This window comes from Oceanobacillus neutriphilus (assembly GCF_014645515.1).
In the GTDB taxonomy this organism is placed as follows: domain Bacteria; phylum Bacillota; class Bacilli; order Bacillales; family Amphibacillaceae; genus Oceanobacillus; species Oceanobacillus neutriphilus.
This window is the reverse complement of record NZ_BMLW01000006.1, coordinates 83,871-100,455: the sequence shown is the minus strand read 5'-3', so window position 1 is coordinate 100,455 and position 16,585 is coordinate 83,871. Positions and strand designations below refer to the sequence as shown.

12 protein-coding genes are annotated in these 16,585 nt (G+C 37.4%); all 12 read left to right on the top strand.

Annotation, left to right across the window (positions count from 1 at the left end):
- The first annotated feature begins 11 nt into the window (after positions 1 to 11).
- The 12 genes from IEX29_RS11095 (at position 12) to IEX29_RS11040 (ending at position 16,492) form a co-directional block, all read left to right on the top strand.
- Positions 12 to 983: a nucleoside hydrolase gene (locus IEX29_RS11095; RefSeq protein ID WP_188734535.1), complete on the top strand. Its 972-nt coding sequence runs from the start codon at positions 12 to 14 to the stop codon at positions 981 to 983.
- An 80-nt stretch (positions 984 to 1,063) separates the two neighbouring features.
- Complete coding sequence (locus tag IEX29_RS11090) at positions 1,064 to 2,239, top strand: iron-containing alcohol dehydrogenase (RefSeq protein WP_188734534.1); 1,176 nt, start codon at positions 1,064 to 1,066, stop codon at positions 2,237 to 2,239.
- A gap of 605 nt (positions 2,240 to 2,844) precedes the next feature.
- Positions 2,845 to 4,311, top strand: coding sequence for a PTS fructose transporter subunit IIC (locus IEX29_RS11085; RefSeq protein WP_188734533.1), 1,467 nt, complete (start codon positions 2,845 to 2,847; stop codon positions 4,309 to 4,311).
- The gene (locus IEX29_RS11080) at positions 4,312 to 4,779 is read left to right on the top strand and encodes a PTS sugar transporter subunit IIA (protein WP_204799029.1); all 468 of its coding nucleotides are present in this window, start codon (positions 4,312 to 4,314) and stop codon (positions 4,777 to 4,779) included. It abuts the gene before it with no gap.
- A 24-nt stretch (positions 4,780 to 4,803) separates the two neighbouring features.
- Positions 4,804 to 7,446, top strand: a complete 2,643-nt coding sequence (locus tag IEX29_RS11075) for a glycoside hydrolase family 38 N-terminal domain-containing protein (protein WP_188734532.1) — start codon at positions 4,804 to 4,806, stop codon at positions 7,444 to 7,446.
- Positions 7,447 to 7,497: 51 nt separating this feature from the next.
- Complete coding sequence (locus IEX29_RS11070) at positions 7,498 to 8,319, top strand: MurR/RpiR family transcriptional regulator (RefSeq protein WP_188734531.1); 822 nt, start codon at positions 7,498 to 7,500, stop codon at positions 8,317 to 8,319.
- Between the two features lie 115 nt (positions 8,320 to 8,434).
- Positions 8,435 to 9,817, top strand: a complete 1,383-nt coding sequence (gene gmuD / locus IEX29_RS11065; RefSeq protein ID WP_188734530.1) for a 6-phospho-beta-glucosidase GmuD — start codon at positions 8,435 to 8,437, stop codon at positions 9,815 to 9,817.
- Positions 9,818 to 9,876: 59 nt separating this feature from the next.
- Positions 9,877 to 10,770 (top strand): ROK family protein, encoded by an 894-nt coding sequence (locus tag IEX29_RS11060; protein ID WP_188734529.1) that lies wholly within the window; start codon positions 9,877 to 9,879, stop codon positions 10,768 to 10,770.
- A gap of 73 nt (positions 10,771 to 10,843) precedes the next feature.
- Positions 10,844 to 11,800, top strand: coding sequence for a mannose-6-phosphate isomerase, class I (gene manA / locus IEX29_RS11055; RefSeq protein WP_188734528.1), 957 nt, complete (start codon positions 10,844 to 10,846; stop codon positions 11,798 to 11,800).
- 610 nt (positions 11,801 to 12,410) lie between these two features.
- Positions 12,411 to 14,105 (top strand): methyl-accepting chemotaxis protein, encoded by a 1,695-nt coding sequence (locus tag IEX29_RS11050; protein WP_188734527.1) that lies wholly within the window; start codon positions 12,411 to 12,413, stop codon positions 14,103 to 14,105.
- A gap of 382 nt (positions 14,106 to 14,487) precedes the next feature.
- Positions 14,488 to 15,210 carry a hypothetical protein gene (locus IEX29_RS11045; RefSeq protein ID WP_188734526.1) on the top strand — a complete coding sequence of 241 codons (723 nt, stop codon included), beginning with the start codon at positions 14,488 to 14,490 and terminating at the stop codon, positions 15,208 to 15,210.
- Between the two features lie 97 nt (positions 15,211 to 15,307).
- Positions 15,308 to 16,492, top strand: coding sequence for a M20 family metallopeptidase (locus tag IEX29_RS11040; protein ID WP_188734525.1), 1,185 nt, complete (start codon positions 15,308 to 15,310; stop codon positions 16,490 to 16,492).
- The last annotated feature ends 93 nt before the right edge of the window (positions 16,493 to 16,585 follow it).

Below are 16,585 nucleotides of genomic sequence, written 5' to 3'. Positions count from 1 at the left end.
ACGGAATAACAATGAAAAAAGTAATTTTAGATTGTGATCCCGGTCACGATGATGCCTTTGCCATTATGCTGGCAGCGAAGCATCTTGATGTGCTGGGTATCACAACGATTGGTGGAAATGGGACATTGGAAAATGTATCAAGTAATGCTTTAAAGGTGCTGGAAGTTATTGATAGAGGAGAGATTCCGGTATATGCCGGCCATGAAGGACCGTTAGTAAATCCGTTAGTAACAGCTCCTCAATTTCATGGAGAAACTGGTATGGATGGCCCTATTCTGCCAGAGCCAACAATAAAACTGCAGGAGCAGCATGCCGTAGATTTTATTGTTGAAACAGTACTGGCAAATAAGGAAATTACCTTGATTGCTACAGGGCCGCTGACAAATATAGCAAGTGCAATCAATAAAAATCCGCAAATTCTTGAAAATATAAAAGAAATCTGTATTATGGGCGGCTCTGTGACATTTGGTAATTGGACTCCGGCGGCCGAATTTAATATTTATGTAGATCCGGAAGCTGCTTCTAAAGTGTTTAACTCAGGCGCATTAGTCAAGATGACCGGCGTTAACTTGACAAGGCAGTGCATTATAACGGAAAAGGAATTGAAGGATTTCCAGGATATAAATACAAAAGCAAGTATTTTTGCTGCAGAATTAGTGGATTATTTTATCGGTGCTACTTTGAAATCAGCCAATGTACATGGGGCAAACCTCCATGATGCCTGTGCAGTTGCCTGGATCATTAATCCAGAGCTTATAAAATCGGTGCCAATGCATATTGATATTGAATTACATGGCGAATTGACCCGGGGGATGACAGTTTGTGATTATCGGCATTTAAGAGGATCAGAACCAGGAGTTGACTTAACGAGAACGCCGACAATGGATTACCGGGGTAAGGAACCCAATGCAGAAGCTGCTCTTGAACTTGATTTCGAAGGCTTCCTTGATTTATTAAACGATACATTAAGGGATTACAACTAAAATAATTTGAATAAAATCACAAAGAATGATGCAAAAGGATAGTTAATGAATAGCTTTCGTTAAGGTAGGTGCATATTTAGATGCTGGATTTCAGCCATCAAATAAAGACAAAGTTTGTTTTTGGAAAAGAAGCGGAGTCCCAAGTTGGCAGAGAACTGCAGAAGCTAGGAGTGCAGAGAGTTTTATTACACCGCACAGATGGTTTTCATTTAAGGGGGTTAATAAAAAATATTAAAGAAAGTTTAGCAGCTCATGATATTTTCTGTTGCGAATTAGGAGGAGTAAAACCTAATCCCCGGCTAGAGGTTGTGAGAGAAGGAATTAAGCTCGTCCGTGATAAAGATATTGATTTTATTCTAGCAGTGGGCGGAGGAAGTGTGATTGATTCTGCAAAGGCAATTGCTGCAGGTGCCGTATATGCAGGTGATATATGGGAATTATTTACTAACAAATCTTCTGTTCAGGGCGCTTTGAAGACAGGGGTTGTACTTAGCTATCCTGCTGCTGGAAGCGAATCCAGTAATGTCACTGTGATTAATAATACGGATACAAATCAGAAGCTGCTGGTAAGCTCTGAATATTTGACACCGGCCATTGTCTTTATGAATCCGGAATTAACCTATACCTTACCAAAACGTTTAGTTGCTGCAGGTATTGTGGATATATTTTCGCATATATGTGAAAGATATTTTGCTCCTGACACATACATTGGTGTTATCGATCGAATGGAGGAAGCAGCATTAAAAACATTGGTGAGCATTGGCGCGAAAGCTTTAGACAATCCTGAGGAGTATCAGTATCGTTCTGAACTTATGTGGCTTGCCACAATCGCTCAAAATGATACGCTTGGAGTAGGGCGTGTCCATGATTGGGGAACCCATGTTATCGCGAATGAGTTAAGTGCACTTTATGATAAAACACATGGAGAAACATTATCGGCAATTATGATTTCCTGGATGCAATATGTTTATAAACAGGATATTCACAGATTTGCCAGGTATGCACGAAAGGTCTTTGATGTCACTGCTAAGCAGGATGTAGAAGCACAGGCTTTGGAAGGTATCCGAAGGACGAAAGAATTCTTCAGGGAATTAAATATGCCGACGAATATGAATGAATTGGATATTCAAATTTTAGATGTTCAAAAATTGGCAGACAAAGTACAGTATGATAAACATACGGGTACGATTGGGAAATTTGCTATGCTGGATAAAAGGGATGTTGTGAATATTTTAAATGATGCTGCGAAGTGTTAGTTTGAGTGTTATAGCCGGTCTTTACTGCCTTTTGCAGTGGAGACCGGCTATTTATGATGATTTTAGTTAGCGGAGCTACAGTATGAGGAACAGCAGACAATTTGCTATATAATGCTAAACAAAGAAATCCTTGTTCTATCAAGAGCATGTTAAAGCCTCTATTTTCTTCAAAATAAGAATACCCCTGATATTATAAGCCTCAAATAGATCTCCCCTGTTACTTGCTGTATTGGAGTATAAAGCAGTTGAAAGATAAAGGGATTTACAAATAAATTAATCTGTGATTTCAGATGCCTGACTATAACTTGATTAAATTGGTAATTAATGAGTCTTTCATAAGTGTTTTTCTGCATTTTAATGAAATTACTTTCATAAAAACACAGAAAAAAGATACTTAACACAGTATTCCTTGTAAGTATATACATAGTTTTGATATAAGAATATAATAAAACACAGATTCCTAAATTGTGATTTACTTTTTGTAACCGAAATCATTTTACGATAGAAGAAATAGGTGATGTACGAATAAATAACTGTATGGAATTAGCTATTAATAAAAGCAACCTACTTAATAATAAAAGAGGGAAAGAAAGGCGGGGTTTCAAATGTCCCAAAAGAAGATTGTTGGAGTAACAGCTTGTTCAGCTGGTATAGCACATACGTATATGGCTGCAGAATCACTTGAGAAAGCTGGAACTGAAAAAGGATACCAAATCAAGATAGAAACACAAGGGTCAATAGGAGTGGAAAATGCTCTGACGGATCAAGAGATTGAAGAAGCGGATGTTGTTATATTAGCTGTAGAAATAAATATTGATATGTCCCGTTTTAACGGAAAAAGAGTCATGCGGGTCAGGGCATCTGAGGCAATCAAAAATCCTGATGAACTAATTGAAAACGCTTTGAATGAAGCAACAATATATGGAGAAAAAGGAGCAAAGGCCGGCTCTGTGACAATGGGTAAAACAGAAGAAGGCGGTTTTTTCCAACATATTATGGCCGGGATTTCATATATGATTCCTATGGTTATAGCTTCAGGTCTTATTTTAGCTATAGCGAATGTTTATGCCTTTCAACGTGATGAAGCAGGAAGAATCATCGAATGGGGATTTGATACTTCGACAGTTATGGGAGAATTGATGTCTCATTTATTTGATGTTGGGCAAGTTGGATTCTTATTAATGATACCGCTCTTTGCTGGTTTCGTTGCCAATTCCATAGCAGGTAAGCCTGCCATTGCCGCAGCAATGATTGGAACGTATATTGCTAATGATGCAGAAATGCTTGGAGCTGAGGCTGGCGGCGGATTTTTAGGTGCGATACTTGTCGCTTTTGCGACTGGTTATCTGGTTAAATTGCTTAAAAAGATTCCATACCCTAAATTGATTCAGCCAATTGTTCCAATTATGCTGATTCCATTGGTAAGTACGCTTCTCATATCGTTATTTGTTTTGTATGTGGTCGGAAATCCAATGGCATCCATGATGAACTTCATGTATGACGGACTGACAACCTTAAACGAAAATTATGCAGCTGCTCCTGTTCTAGTGGGTGTTATTATCGGAGCGATGATCGGGATTGACTTAGGCGGTCCATTTAATAAGACAGCGCTTGTATTTGGTACAGCAGTTTTTACGGATACTGTAGCGAAATACGGCATTGAAGGAGCGAATTTCGTTCCACAGACCGCAACACAAGCAGCGATTTCTGTTGCACCGCTCGGAATATGGTTAGCATCTATCCTATTTAAGAAAAAGTTTTCGCCGACAGAAAAGGTATCTGCGCACAGTGCGTTTGGTATGGGAATTGTCGGCGTAACAGAAGGAGCAATTCCTTTTGCAGCACAGGATCCTGTTCGAATGATAACAGCTTTTGTTGCAGGTTCAGCAGTTGCTGGCGGGCTTGCTGCCGGATTGGGTATTAAGTTTTATGGAGGAATCGGCTCTCCAATAGGTACGTTTATCGGTTATATCGAACAACCCATTCCTTTTATAACTTGGATATTTAGCGTTATGATGGGAGTACTTGTTACAGCGTTAATAATCGGTTTTACTAAAAAAAAGGTGGAATAAATGATGATGAATGATATTTTTGATGTAAATAATATTGAATTTAATTCTAATACAAAAACAAAAGATGAAGCATTACAGTTTATTGCTTCGTTTGCGGAAAATGCAGGGATTGTTAAATCTGCTAAAGCATACTATAAGGGCTTGAAAAAGCGGGAAAAAGAAGTAACTACGGGATTTAAAGATGGAATAGCTATCCCGCATAGTAAGCATAAGACTGTAATAAAACCAGCGTTGATGCTTGTGAAATATGATCATCCGATTGAATGGGAATCAATGGACGATAAGCCGGTTCATATTACCTTTGCATTGGCAATTCCTGAAGGTAAAAATCAGGAACATTTAAAGGTACTGAGTACGATTTCCAGGGCTTTAATTGATGAAGATTTTACTAACTCTATTTTAGCTGCTTCATCAAAAGAAGACATGTATCAATTGGTTCAGGGGAAATTAAGCGATTTAAACGATTAGGTATAGAGTAGGCAGGGTGTTAAAATGACAAATAAAATTCATGTAATAGCACATACACATTGGGATTATGAGTGGTACTTTACAAGTAATGAGTCATTCATACAACTATGTTATCATGTGGACGAAGTGATTAAGGCGTTGGAAGAGAATATTTTAGATTATTATATGCTTGATGGACAGATGAGTATAGTAGAGGATTATTTAGAAGTAAATCCAGAAAAAAAAGACAGGTTAATGTCTCTTATTCAAAAAGGAAAATTAAAGGTAGGACCTTGGTATACGCAATCAGATCAAATGATTATTCGCGGAGAATCTTTGGTCCGTAATCTTCAGCTGGGCATCGAACTGGGTGATTCACTCGGAGGAGCAGATAGATTGGGATATATACCAGATGCATTTGGTCAATCTATTGACATGCCTAAGATTTTTTCTCAAATGGGAATAGATAAATCTGTTTTTTGGAGAGGATTATCATCAGATAAGATGGAGCAACGAGAATTCTTTTGGGAGTCTGAGGACGGAAGCCGCGTTGTTGCTTATAATATAAAGGATGGCTATTTTGTCGGTGTTCAATTGATTGAATCGGATGATAGTGAATCGTTAATCAATCAAATTAAGAAGGATACTACATCATCCCATATTGCTCTTCCTGTAGGGGGAGACCAGAGGTATGTAGATATTAACTTGAAAGAAAGAATAGCAGACTATAACCAGAACATGGCGCATGATCAATTCGTTGAAAGTAATTATGATAATTTATTTAGTGAAATAGTAAGTGAAGAACGAGAGTTACCCTCCATTCAGGGAGAATTTTTAAATGCAGAAGTATCAAAAATTCATCGTTCGATCTATTCATCAAGGTATGATCATAAATATTTAAATGATAAAGTGGAACGCCGGTTAATTTATCAAGTAGAACCTCTGATGGCAATAGCTGATCGAATAGGAATTCCTTATAAAAAAGAACTGGTTGATAAAATATGGAAGCTGAATTTAAGAAATCACGCTCATGATAGTGCTGGAAGCTGTAATAGTGATAAGACGAATCAAGCTATTTTACAACGCCTTATTGATGCTGATCAATTATCCTATTCCGTTGTCGACTATTTGACGCGAAAGATTAGTGAATCCAGAGCTGAAATCAAAGAAAATCAGATTACTGTATTTAATACATTGCCAGTACGCAGAGAACAGATGATAAAGCTGAAGGTATCCTTGGCGCATGCTGATTTTGCCATTTATCATAAAGGAAAGAAAATAGCTTATGAAATAATCAGCGTGGAGAAACATTCAAATGACCCGGTTCGCAAAAAGGAAAATCCGTCCCCTGAATCTTATTATTTTGAATCAGAAATAGTACTTCCTATCGAACTTCATGCAATGGGTTATGAGGTATTAGATATTGTGGAAGGTGAAAAAGGAGCCGGCAGCACGCAAACAGTGGATGAAAATCCTTTACATCATATTGAAAACGACTATTACAGAATTAACTGTGTTGATGGGAAACTAAATTTATATAACAAAGTGTCTAATGTATTGTATGAAAATTTCCTGTTAGTAGAAAATTCTGGCGACGATGGGGATAACTATGATTATTCACCTCCGGAAAAGGACAAAATTATTTGCCTTGATTTTTCAGAGGGTCAGGTTCAATATGTTCAGGGTAAACTGGAAAGCTCGTTAAAAATATCAGGTGTCTTTACTATTCCGGTAAATCAGGATGAACGGAATCAGGAAGAATATAACGGAGAGGTTCCGTATGAATGCTGTATCACTTTAAGACAGGGAGCAGAGGGTGTTGATTTTCAGCTGGACATGGAGAATAAAGCCTTTGATCACCGTATGCGGCTAATTATTAATGGAGATGTGAAAGCAGATCAAAGTATTGCGGATACCCCATTTGGAACTATTTCCCGTCCTGTTATCGATCCCAATTTAGAATCCTGGCAGGAAAATGGATGGAAGGAAGAACCGACTGGTATTTACCCGATGCTGAATTTTGTTCATTTGCATGATGAGCAAAAAAGTATCACTGCTTTTTCCAAAGGTATCAAAGAGTATGAGATAATAGGGTCCAGTTCAAAAGGTATTGCGCTGACACTATTCAGGGCTGTCGGATATCTTGGGAAACCAGATCTGCTTAGACGTCCCGGAGTTGCTTCAGGCAATCAATTTAAATATATAGAAACGCCAGATAGCCAGCTGCAAAAAAAGCTCAAATTCAAATTTTCTTTTGTTGTAGGAGATACTTTTTCAGAAGCTGCAGCATTCACATATTATCAAAATTACGCTGTTTCTGTGCCTTACTATCAACACCAATCATTAAATCAATTTACAACGACGTTAAAATATTTTGTGATGCAGCCGCTATCAGAGACTGTTCCAAATAGTATTTCTTTGTTTGATGCAGCTAAGGTGAAGGATGTTGTCTTCAGCTCATTCCATAAATCGAGAGATGGAAAAGGATTTGTTATTCGTTATTTCAATCCCGCTGACAAAAAGATTGATGATGGCGGAGAAATGATGTGTCTTAAAGCAATCCAATTCTGGGGATTTACGAATATGGCAGAAACATTGAATGAGAATGATACTTATCAAAGTGAAACGATACAGTTAGGTGCTTTTAAACCGAAAGAAATTAAAACAATTTATATCCAATTTTCATAAAGCAAGGTCTTCTTTATCTTATCAAATATTAAAAATGATGGGTGATGTCAATTGTTAAATAGTGATATATTCTTAATCATTGAAAGTTCTAAATTAAAATTTACCGAAGTTGATCAACAAATTGCCGATTATTTTTTGAGTGGTAACCCGTCAATCAAGCAATCTGAATTAGCAAAAAAAATAAATGTATCGACAGCTTCCATCACAAGGTTTTGTAAAAAAACAGGGTTTGGTAATTACAAGGAATTTATATATTGTTATCGGAAAACATTAGACGAGCATTCCAATGATAAAAATAATATCACAAGCAATTTATTAATTCGTTATAACGAATTAATTACCGAAATTGATAAAACAATTGATATAGAAGAAATAAAAGCCGTATGCAGGTTAATTCAGCTCCATAAAATCATTCATATATATGGGTTGGGATTAAGTGCTATTGCAGGAGAAGATTTTAAATTTCGATTTACAAGAATCGGGAAATATGTAGAGGTTGTTCAGGATTATGATTCGATAGAAATGATTTCGTCTCTATTAGATCAGGATAATCTAGTTATATATTTATCATTACGAGGGGAAAACCAATATGTTATCCGTTCATTAAAGCGGCTAAAACAAAAAGGGGCAACCATTATTGTCATAACCTCAAACCGGTCAAGCGTCATGGATGAACTTGCAGATGTTACCTTATTAACATCTCAAATTAAAAATACAAATGAAGTTGGGCAGGTTTCTGGCCAACTTCCCCTATTAATTATTATCGATATGATTTATTCACAATATATTAGCATGTACAGAGAAAATGTAAGTAAGTGGATTGGAACAGAATACGCTTATTTGCATGGTCATAAGCCTGGTGAAAATAAATAATACACTTTATTAACAGGGCAAAATACGAAACAAATCATAACATTCGGGTGTCGGTTTCGCAATTATGCTGGACACTAAATGTAATAAAGATAGGAATAAAGGGGTGAGGACAGCAATGTCGAAGTATTATACATTTCCAAATAATTTTAAGTGGGGTGCAGCAGCTTCTGCTACACAAACGGAAGGCGCTTCCCAACAAGAAGGAAAGGCAAAAAACATCTGGGATTATTGGTTTGAAATAGAACCAGAACGTTTTCATGAAGGAGTCGGTCCTATGATGACGTCTGATTTTTATCGTCAGTTTAAGGATGATATTCAACGTATGAAGGCTGTTCATTTTAATTCATTCCGTACGTCCATTTCCTGGTCCCGTTTGTTGCCAGATGGAATCAATGTTAATGAAAAAGCAGTTGATTTTTATAATAATGTTTTTGATGAGCTTCTGAAAAATGATATTGAGCCAATTATTAACCTTTTTCATTTCGACATGCCTTTACACCTGCAGGAAAAAGGCGGCTGGGAAAGCTTAGAGGTCGTTGAGGCATTTAATCATTATGCAAAGACAGCTTTTGAGCTTTTCGGTGAAAAAATTAAACGATGGACAACCTTTAACGAGCCTATTGTTCCTGTCGAGATGGGATATTTAAATCATTACCATTACCCATGTGTCGTAGATATGAAGCGGGCTGTCGTGGTTGCTTACCATTCTATGCTGGCAAGTGCCAAAGCAATTAAAAGCTACCGTCAGTTGAATTTAGAAGGTGAGATTGGGATTATTTTAAATTTAACGCCATCTTATCCGCGGAGTGACTCTGAAGGGGATGTGAAAGCGGCGAGGATCGCTGATCTATTCTTTAACAGGAGCTTTTTAGATCCATCCGTTTTAGGGAAATATCCTGAAGAGTTAATAGAATTATTGAGAGACTATGATCTGCTTCCTGCAGTAAATGAGGGTGACTTAGACTTAATTGAAGATAATACGGTTGATTTTTTAGGTGTTAATTATTATCAGCCTAGGCGGATTAAAGAAAAAGAAACGCAAGTGGATTCTAACAATCTATTACCAGAAAGCTTTTTTGATTCATACATTTGGCCAGAACGACGGATGAATCCGTATCGTGGTTGGGAAATTTATGAAAAAGGAATTTATGATATCGCAATTAATATCAAAGATAACTACGGAAACATACCATGGTATGTTGCAGAAAATGGCATGGGTGTTGAGCATGAAGAGCGTTTTCTGGATAAGACAGGTATGGTTCAGGATGATTACCGGATTGAATTTTATGAGGAACATTTAAAATGGCTGCATAAAGGAATTATGGAGGGATCAAACTGTTTTGGCTATCATGTTTGGACGTTTATGGATAACTGGTCATGGTTAAATGCTTATAAAAATAGATATGGTCTATATCGCGTTGACCTTGATACACAGGAGCGTTCTTTAAAAAAGAGCGGTCAATGGTTCAGTCAGGTTGCTGAGCAAAACGGATTTTAAGTATCATCCCGGTAAACGGATGTTGATGATTTGATATTAATTATAGAGGTGTAGCTGGTATGACGAATATTCTTTCGTTTGATTTTGGAGGAACAGATATAAAGTATGGTGTGGTTGATACAGATGGAAAGATATTAACTAAAGGAAAAAAGCATACTCCCAAAACGCTTGAAAGTTTAATAGTGTTCATTAAAAATCAACTAAAGCAGTACTCAAACGAAGGTATAGAGGGAATAGCCATCAGCTCTCCCGGTTCTGTTTCAGATGAAGGAATTATTTATGGCTTCAGTGCTATTCCGTATATACACGGGCCAAATATTAAAAAACATATTGAAGCGGAAACAGGATTGACAGTTCATATCGAAAATGATGCCAACTGTGCAGCTCTTGCTGAGGTATGGAGAGGAGCGGCAACGGGAAAGAAAGAAGTGGCCGTAGTCGTGGTAGGCACAGGAATTGGAGGGGCACTCATTAAAAATGGCGCCATTCATAAGGGCGATCATTTACATGGCGGAGAGTTCGGTTATATGATTCTTGATTCAAATAACTTAGGCAGCGGAATGAATACATTTAGCGAAACGGCTTCCACATTTTCTATTAGAAAGCGTGTCGCTCAACAAAAACAAATTGATATATCATCAATAACCGGAGAACAAGTCTTTTTAAAGGCAGAACAAGGTGATGAAGTATGCAAACAAGCCATTTCAGAATTCTATAATATGCTTGCGATTGGATTATATAATATTCAATATATCTATGATCCGGAATTGATTTTAATCGGTGGAGGAATTAGTACCAGGGAAGATTTAATCCATCAGTTAAATAAAGAATTAGAATGGATTGAACGTAAAATTGATGCTGCTACATTGATTCCGGCAATTGATCGATGCTATTTTAATGCGGATGCAAACCTGATAGGCGCGGTATATCATTACTTACAGCAAACAAGCTGAACAAAATGTTCGGCTTGTTGATACGAATTATCAGCAGCCTTTAACAGGTAATGTTATTTATGGAGGAAATCAAATGTATCATGAACCCATTTTTTTAACACCCGTTTTTCAAGAACGTATTTGGGGTGGCCAAAAATTAAATACAGAATATGGTTACGAGCTTTCATATGAGAGAACAGGGGAGGCATGGGTTATTTCTGCTCATCCCCATGGACCAAATATTATTCAAAATGGCTCCTTAGCTGGCAAAACATTAGCTTATTTATGGGAAAACCACGGTGACTTATTTAATAAAGATAGAAGCAAAAACGAAGAATACCCGTTACTTGTAAAGCTTTTAGATGCAAATGATGATTTATCAGTCCAAGTTCATCCGGATGATATATTTGCTCGTCATGTCGAAGAAGTTCCCTATGGTAAAACAGAATGCTGGTACATATTAAGTGCTGAAGCCGATAGTGAGATTATTTTAGGGCATAATGCACAGACGAAAGAAGAAATGGAACAGATGATGGATAATGGCAAATGGGGTGAGCTGCTCCAGCGAAAGAAAGTTAGAGCCGGAGATTTTTTCTATGTGGCAAGTGGTACAATCCATGCGATCGGCAAAGGAATGATGATTCTTGAAATTCAGCAAAGTTCAGATATTACTTATCGAGTTTACGACTATGACCGGATGGATGACGAGGGTAACAAGCGTCAATTACAATTAGAACAAGCTAAGAAAGTCACTACGGTACCTCACGTATTACCTCATAATGAGCGTACCAAAGAAAAAACGCAAGGCTTGGTGAGTGAAAAGTTAGTTGAAGCACAATATTTTTCTGTATATCATTGGACATTAAAAGGCATGGTATCACGCCAATTAACAGAGGATTTCTTACAGGTTAATGTCCTAAAAGGCAATGCAGAAATTAAAGTAGGCGGGCAATCATTTGCTTTAAAAAAAGGTAGTCACTTTATTCTGCCTCATGGTGTACAAACGTATGAATTATCTGGTGATGCTGAATTTGTAGTTTCTCATGTTTGATGCATGTTCAGTAAGAAGGCTGGTTATTCTCCTTCCTGTATTTAAGGGTACGAGGCATGTTACAGCTTCTAATGAACGAGTGTTATCATTTTGCTGGGGACTTTTGATAATTTCTATTTGTAACCTTGAAAGAGAATTAAGAACTGCCCTAAAAGAAATCAAGATTTATAAATAAAAAAGAAGTAGAAAAAATCTGAATCTGAATTGATTCAGATTTTTTTGTCTGTCAAATTTATTAAGAGAGTCGGGGGTTACACGGTTTTTTATGCTGTTAGCCAATTTTATTGTCTGAACAAAACAGGAAACTCAAGTGATTATCTCGTTTCTAAATAATTTCCACTTGTATTTTTATTCCAAATTTTATTAATTTATTCCTTTAAAAATTCCTTCAGAAGCCGATATAAAAAAAGGCACTATCACCTCTCTTGGTTAACGTACAATCATAGCACCTGCGTTATCAACGTACACAAACCAGCCATCTTCGCACGAGACATATTATTTGATTCTGATATAACAATCTTACCCCAAGCAGAAATAGATAGAATCTCCAGTGCACAGCTTGAAGATAACAGCGTAGTGTTCCATTTTTTATATAAAGAAGGAGAAGACAATGAGGAATATATTTAATTTTAAAAGCATCAAAAGCAAGATTATAGCGGCATTTTCAGTAGTTATTTTATTAGTGTTTCTACTAGGTATATATAATTACTCAGCAATTAAGCAGATTAATCAGGATACAACAAATATTGTAGAAAACGACCTTCAGCAATTAATCGCAAACAAGGGCATGGAAACAACGATGGCTAACCGGATATCAACAGCCCGTGGTTATATATTAAGCGGGGACAGTACAATGAAGGACCGCTTTGAAGAATATACGGAACAGGGAATCGAATTTGAAGAATTAGCAAGAAGTGTCGGTGTTACAAAAGAATTTGACGATTTAATTAACGAAACGGTTGAGTGGAGGACAGCAATTGCTGATGAAGTATTTGCGGTATATGAGAATGGCGATCAGATGGAAGCCGTAGAGAATCTCAATGAATTGACCCCGGTCGTCCGTGAAATCATGGCTGGGTATGAAAAGCTGGCAGCTGATTCAGAAGAAGAAATAAACAACCATGGTGAAGGGATTATTGACAATGGGGAGCGAACATTGACCATTGTTATTATTGCTTCGACCTTGATTCTTATTCTTAGTATTGCATCAGCACTTATTACGGCAGGAGTCATTACAAAGCCGATTAAAACTGTAATGCATCGGATGAAGCTTATTGCGGGCGGAGACTTAAGCCAGGATAACTTACAAACCAATCACAGAGATGAAATCGGACAGCTGGTTCACGCTGCTAATGAAATGGCAAACAATACACGCGATTTGCTCACACAAATAAATACTGTATCTGAAACGGTGACGAATCAAAGTGAAGAATTAACACAGGCAGCAAACGAAGTAAAGGCAGGCTCTGATCAGGTAGCTATCACGATGCGGGAGCTGGCTACAGGCTCGGAAACACAAGCAACCAGTGCCAGTGACTTAGCATCATTAATGGGGACATTCTCGGCTAAGGTACAGGAAGTAAATGATAATGGCGAACGTGTGCAGGAGTACTCGAATGAAGTATTGGATATGTCAAATAAGGGCAGTGACGCAATGACAGCTACCACGGAACAAATGTCTAAAATTGACCGGATTGTTCAAGGGACTGTTGCTAAGGTAGAAGGGTTAGATGAACAGTCGCAGCAAATATCAAACCTTGTTTCCATGATTAAAGACATCGCAGACCAGACGAATCTGCTTGCGTTAAATGCAGCAATTGAGGCAGCAAGAGCAGGAGAGCATGGAAAAGGCTTTGCTGTTGTAGCAGATGAAGTTAGAAAACTAGCAGAACAAGTAGCTGTTTCGGTGAAGGACATTACAGGTATCGTCATGAATATTCAAAGCGAAACAAGCGCTGTCGTAGAATCGTTAAAAGGCGGCTATACGGAAGTGGAACTGGGAACAGATCAAATCAGGACGACAGGAAAAACTTTTCATGAAATTAATGAATCAATATCAAAAATGGCTGAAAATATTAATATGGTATCCGGTAACCTAGCTGATATAGCAGCGAATACCAAGGAAATGAACGAATCCATTGCAGAAATAGCTTCCATTTCAGAAGAAGCAGCTGCAGGGGTGGAGCAAACTTCTGCTTCGACCCAGCAGACGAGCGGTGCAATGGATGAAGTAGCGGGGAGTTCGGAGCAATTATCGAAGCTTGCTGAAGAGTTGAATGGATTAGTGAGGCAGTTTAAGCTTTAGGTGTTTGGATTTTCAAAAGAACTAACATGTATCTAAGTGTTGTAAATAGAAGTTATAAAGAGGTACTTATAGAGCTGATAAGTACCTCTTCATTAAAGGAATTACGGGAGGGCAAGAGAAATTTCCTGTGATTCCTTTTTTTGAATATTGCCAACTAGTTAGTCTAATGATACGATTTTTTTAATCAAACCAACATAGTCTTCAACGGAAATGTTTTTGTCGTATCAGGATCATGACTATCTATTTTCCTATTTATTTAAAATATAGATAATATACTCCAAGAAGATAATACAAGCTCTTTCTGTAACAGAATTTGTTTTCGATTAACATAATATTAGTTTTCAATGCTTAGATTCTCAAACTTGTAGAGGAGGGTGAAAATATGGAGATCGAGAGTAGATTACAAAAAAGACTTAGAAGGAATTATTGGTTCCTTAAGTTAATATTGCCTGCCATAATTCCAATTATCATTATATATTTTTGGATAGATTATATAGAAAATGAAAAGCTTCAAGGATTGGCATACATACTGGTAACATTGGCTTTAGTATACTGTACGGTGCTTTTATATTATGTCCAATATCAGGCTATTGCTATAAAAACAAAGGAAAAATTATTATTTTTGAAGATAAAAAATATCGATTTTAAATATGGGTTTCCTCAAAATTTTATCAGCAATCTGTCTGAAGGAGCATTGGAAGGAGAAAACGTTGATGAGTTAATATGTTTAAATGAATCACTAGATAAACTAAATGAGGAAGAACTACAAATAGCATTAGTAAACATTAAAATGTTCAATAATCATTTAAAGTATTTTAGTAGTGGGATATTTGCTTTGTCAGGTATCTTGGCAGGTCTGTTTTCTTTGGTGACACTAAATTATATAGTTAATTATATCTTTGTGGTTCTTGTTCTTGTCACCTTTGTGATTTCGGTTATTGGTATTAACATAACTTTTTACATTAAACAAAGGAATCTTTACTTTGTAATCCAAAATCTTATAGAAAACAACATTGAAAAACAGGAAAAAGAAGCAAAAGACGATGTATTGATGAATCAGAAGGAGATTCAGAGGCTGCTTGAAATATCTAAATCCCAAAAATAATATAGAAACACTCTCCTACTACCTAAGAGACTAAAAACGATTAATTTGTTAGAATAGTATCTATGTTATAAATTTTAAAACCCGGAGGTAGGAGAGCATGGAAGAAAAGGGCTTATTGTATAAAAACTTAGATGATACCTATGAAGAAATTGTTGCTATGAGAAGGTATCTGCATCAACATCCGGAATTATCTTTCCAAGAGGTGAAGACCCCGGAATATATCGCAGCATACCACGAAAAACTGGGACACCGGGTACGAACCAATGTAGGAGGAAATGGCGTTGTAGCCTATTTAGAGGGAGCAAATCCAGGTCCTACTGTAGCACTGCGGGCCGACTTTGATGCTTTACCTATTCAGGAAGAAACGGATCTTCCTTTCCAATCTGAGAATCAAGGGGTTATGCACGCCTGTGGACATGACGGCCATACAGCGACACTGCTGGGCTTAGCAAAGGTATTAAATGGAATGAAAGAAGATTTTGCAGGGACGGTTGTGTTTATTCATCAGCATGCAGAGGAAATGATCCCGGGTGGTGCAAGATCAATGATTGAAGATGGCTGCTTAGATGGTGTCGATGTCATTTTTGGTACGCATTTACAAGCTCAGGTTCCCCTTGGAGAAATCCGTTACCGGGTAGGTCCTCTTCAGGCGGCTGCAGATTTCTTTGATATTCATATTCAAGGTAAGGGCGGGCATGGAGCTTCACCTCACCAGACAAAGGATAGTATTTTAATAGGAAGTCAGCTAGTAAATAATTTGCAGCAAATAGTCAGCAGAAGAGTAGATCCATTAGATTTGGCAGTTGTTTCTATCGGATCCTTTGAAGCGAAGAATGCGAATAATGTGATAGCTGACACAGCACTCTTAAAAGGAACTGTCCGTACTTTTGATAAAGAAGTACAGGATTTGATTGAAAATGAGATGCAGACAATTGTTTCTTCTACCTGCGCATTATCTGGCGCGGAAGGTGTTTTAAATTACCATAGAGGTTATCCGGCTCTTGTCAATCATGCAGAGGAAACAGCCTTTGTTGCCGAATTGGCGAAGGAAGTACCGGGAGTTGAAGAGGTAACAGAATCACCGAAAATCATGGGAGGAGAGGACTTTTCTTATTATCTCCAGCATGTGAAGGGTACATTTTTCTTTACAGGGGCAGAGGTTACAGACAAGCAATCTTATCCGCATCACCATCCTAAGTTTGATGTTGATGAGAGAGGTCTGCTTATTGCGGCTAAGGTGATGGGGACAGCGGTGTTAGATTATATGGCTAAAAATAAATAGATAAATTAATGATAGAAGCACTCAGATTGGTTGAAGCCGTTTCTGAGTGTTTTTATCATTGTTAATAGTTTATTATAGTTACTATTTCTTCAT

Bases quoted from the DNA above. Each gene is read 5' to 3' on its own strand.
- IEX29_RS11095 (WP_188734535.1), top strand. From the start codon at position 12: ATGAAAAAAGTAATTTTAGATTGTGATCCCGGTCACGATGATGCCTTT.
- IEX29_RS11090 (WP_188734534.1), top strand. From the start codon at position 1,064: ATGCTGGATTTCAGCCATCAAATAAAGACAAAGTTTGTTTTTGGAAAA.
- IEX29_RS11085 (WP_188734533.1), top strand. From the start codon at position 2,845: ATGTCCCAAAAGAAGATTGTTGGAGTAACAGCTTGTTCAGCTGGTATA.
- IEX29_RS11080 (WP_204799029.1), top strand. From the start codon at position 4,312: ATGATGATGAATGATATTTTTGATGTAAATAATATTGAATTTAATTCT.
- IEX29_RS11075 (WP_188734532.1), top strand. From the start codon at position 4,804: ATGACAAATAAAATTCATGTAATAGCACATACACATTGGGATTATGAG.
- gmuD (WP_188734530.1), top strand. From the start codon at position 8,435: ATGTCGAAGTATTATACATTTCCAAATAATTTTAAGTGGGGTGCAGCA.
- IEX29_RS11060 (WP_188734529.1), top strand. From the start codon at position 9,877: ATGACGAATATTCTTTCGTTTGATTTTGGAGGAACAGATATAAAGTAT.
- manA (WP_188734528.1), top strand. From the start codon at position 10,844: ATGTATCATGAACCCATTTTTTTAACACCCGTTTTTCAAGAACGTATT.
- IEX29_RS11050 (WP_188734527.1), top strand. From the start codon at position 12,411: ATGAGGAATATATTTAATTTTAAAAGCATCAAAAGCAAGATTATAGCG.
- IEX29_RS11045 (WP_188734526.1), top strand. From the start codon at position 14,488: ATGGAGATCGAGAGTAGATTACAAAAAAGACTTAGAAGGAATTATTGG.
- IEX29_RS11040 (WP_188734525.1), top strand. From the start codon at position 15,308: ATGGAAGAAAAGGGCTTATTGTATAAAAACTTAGATGATACCTATGAA.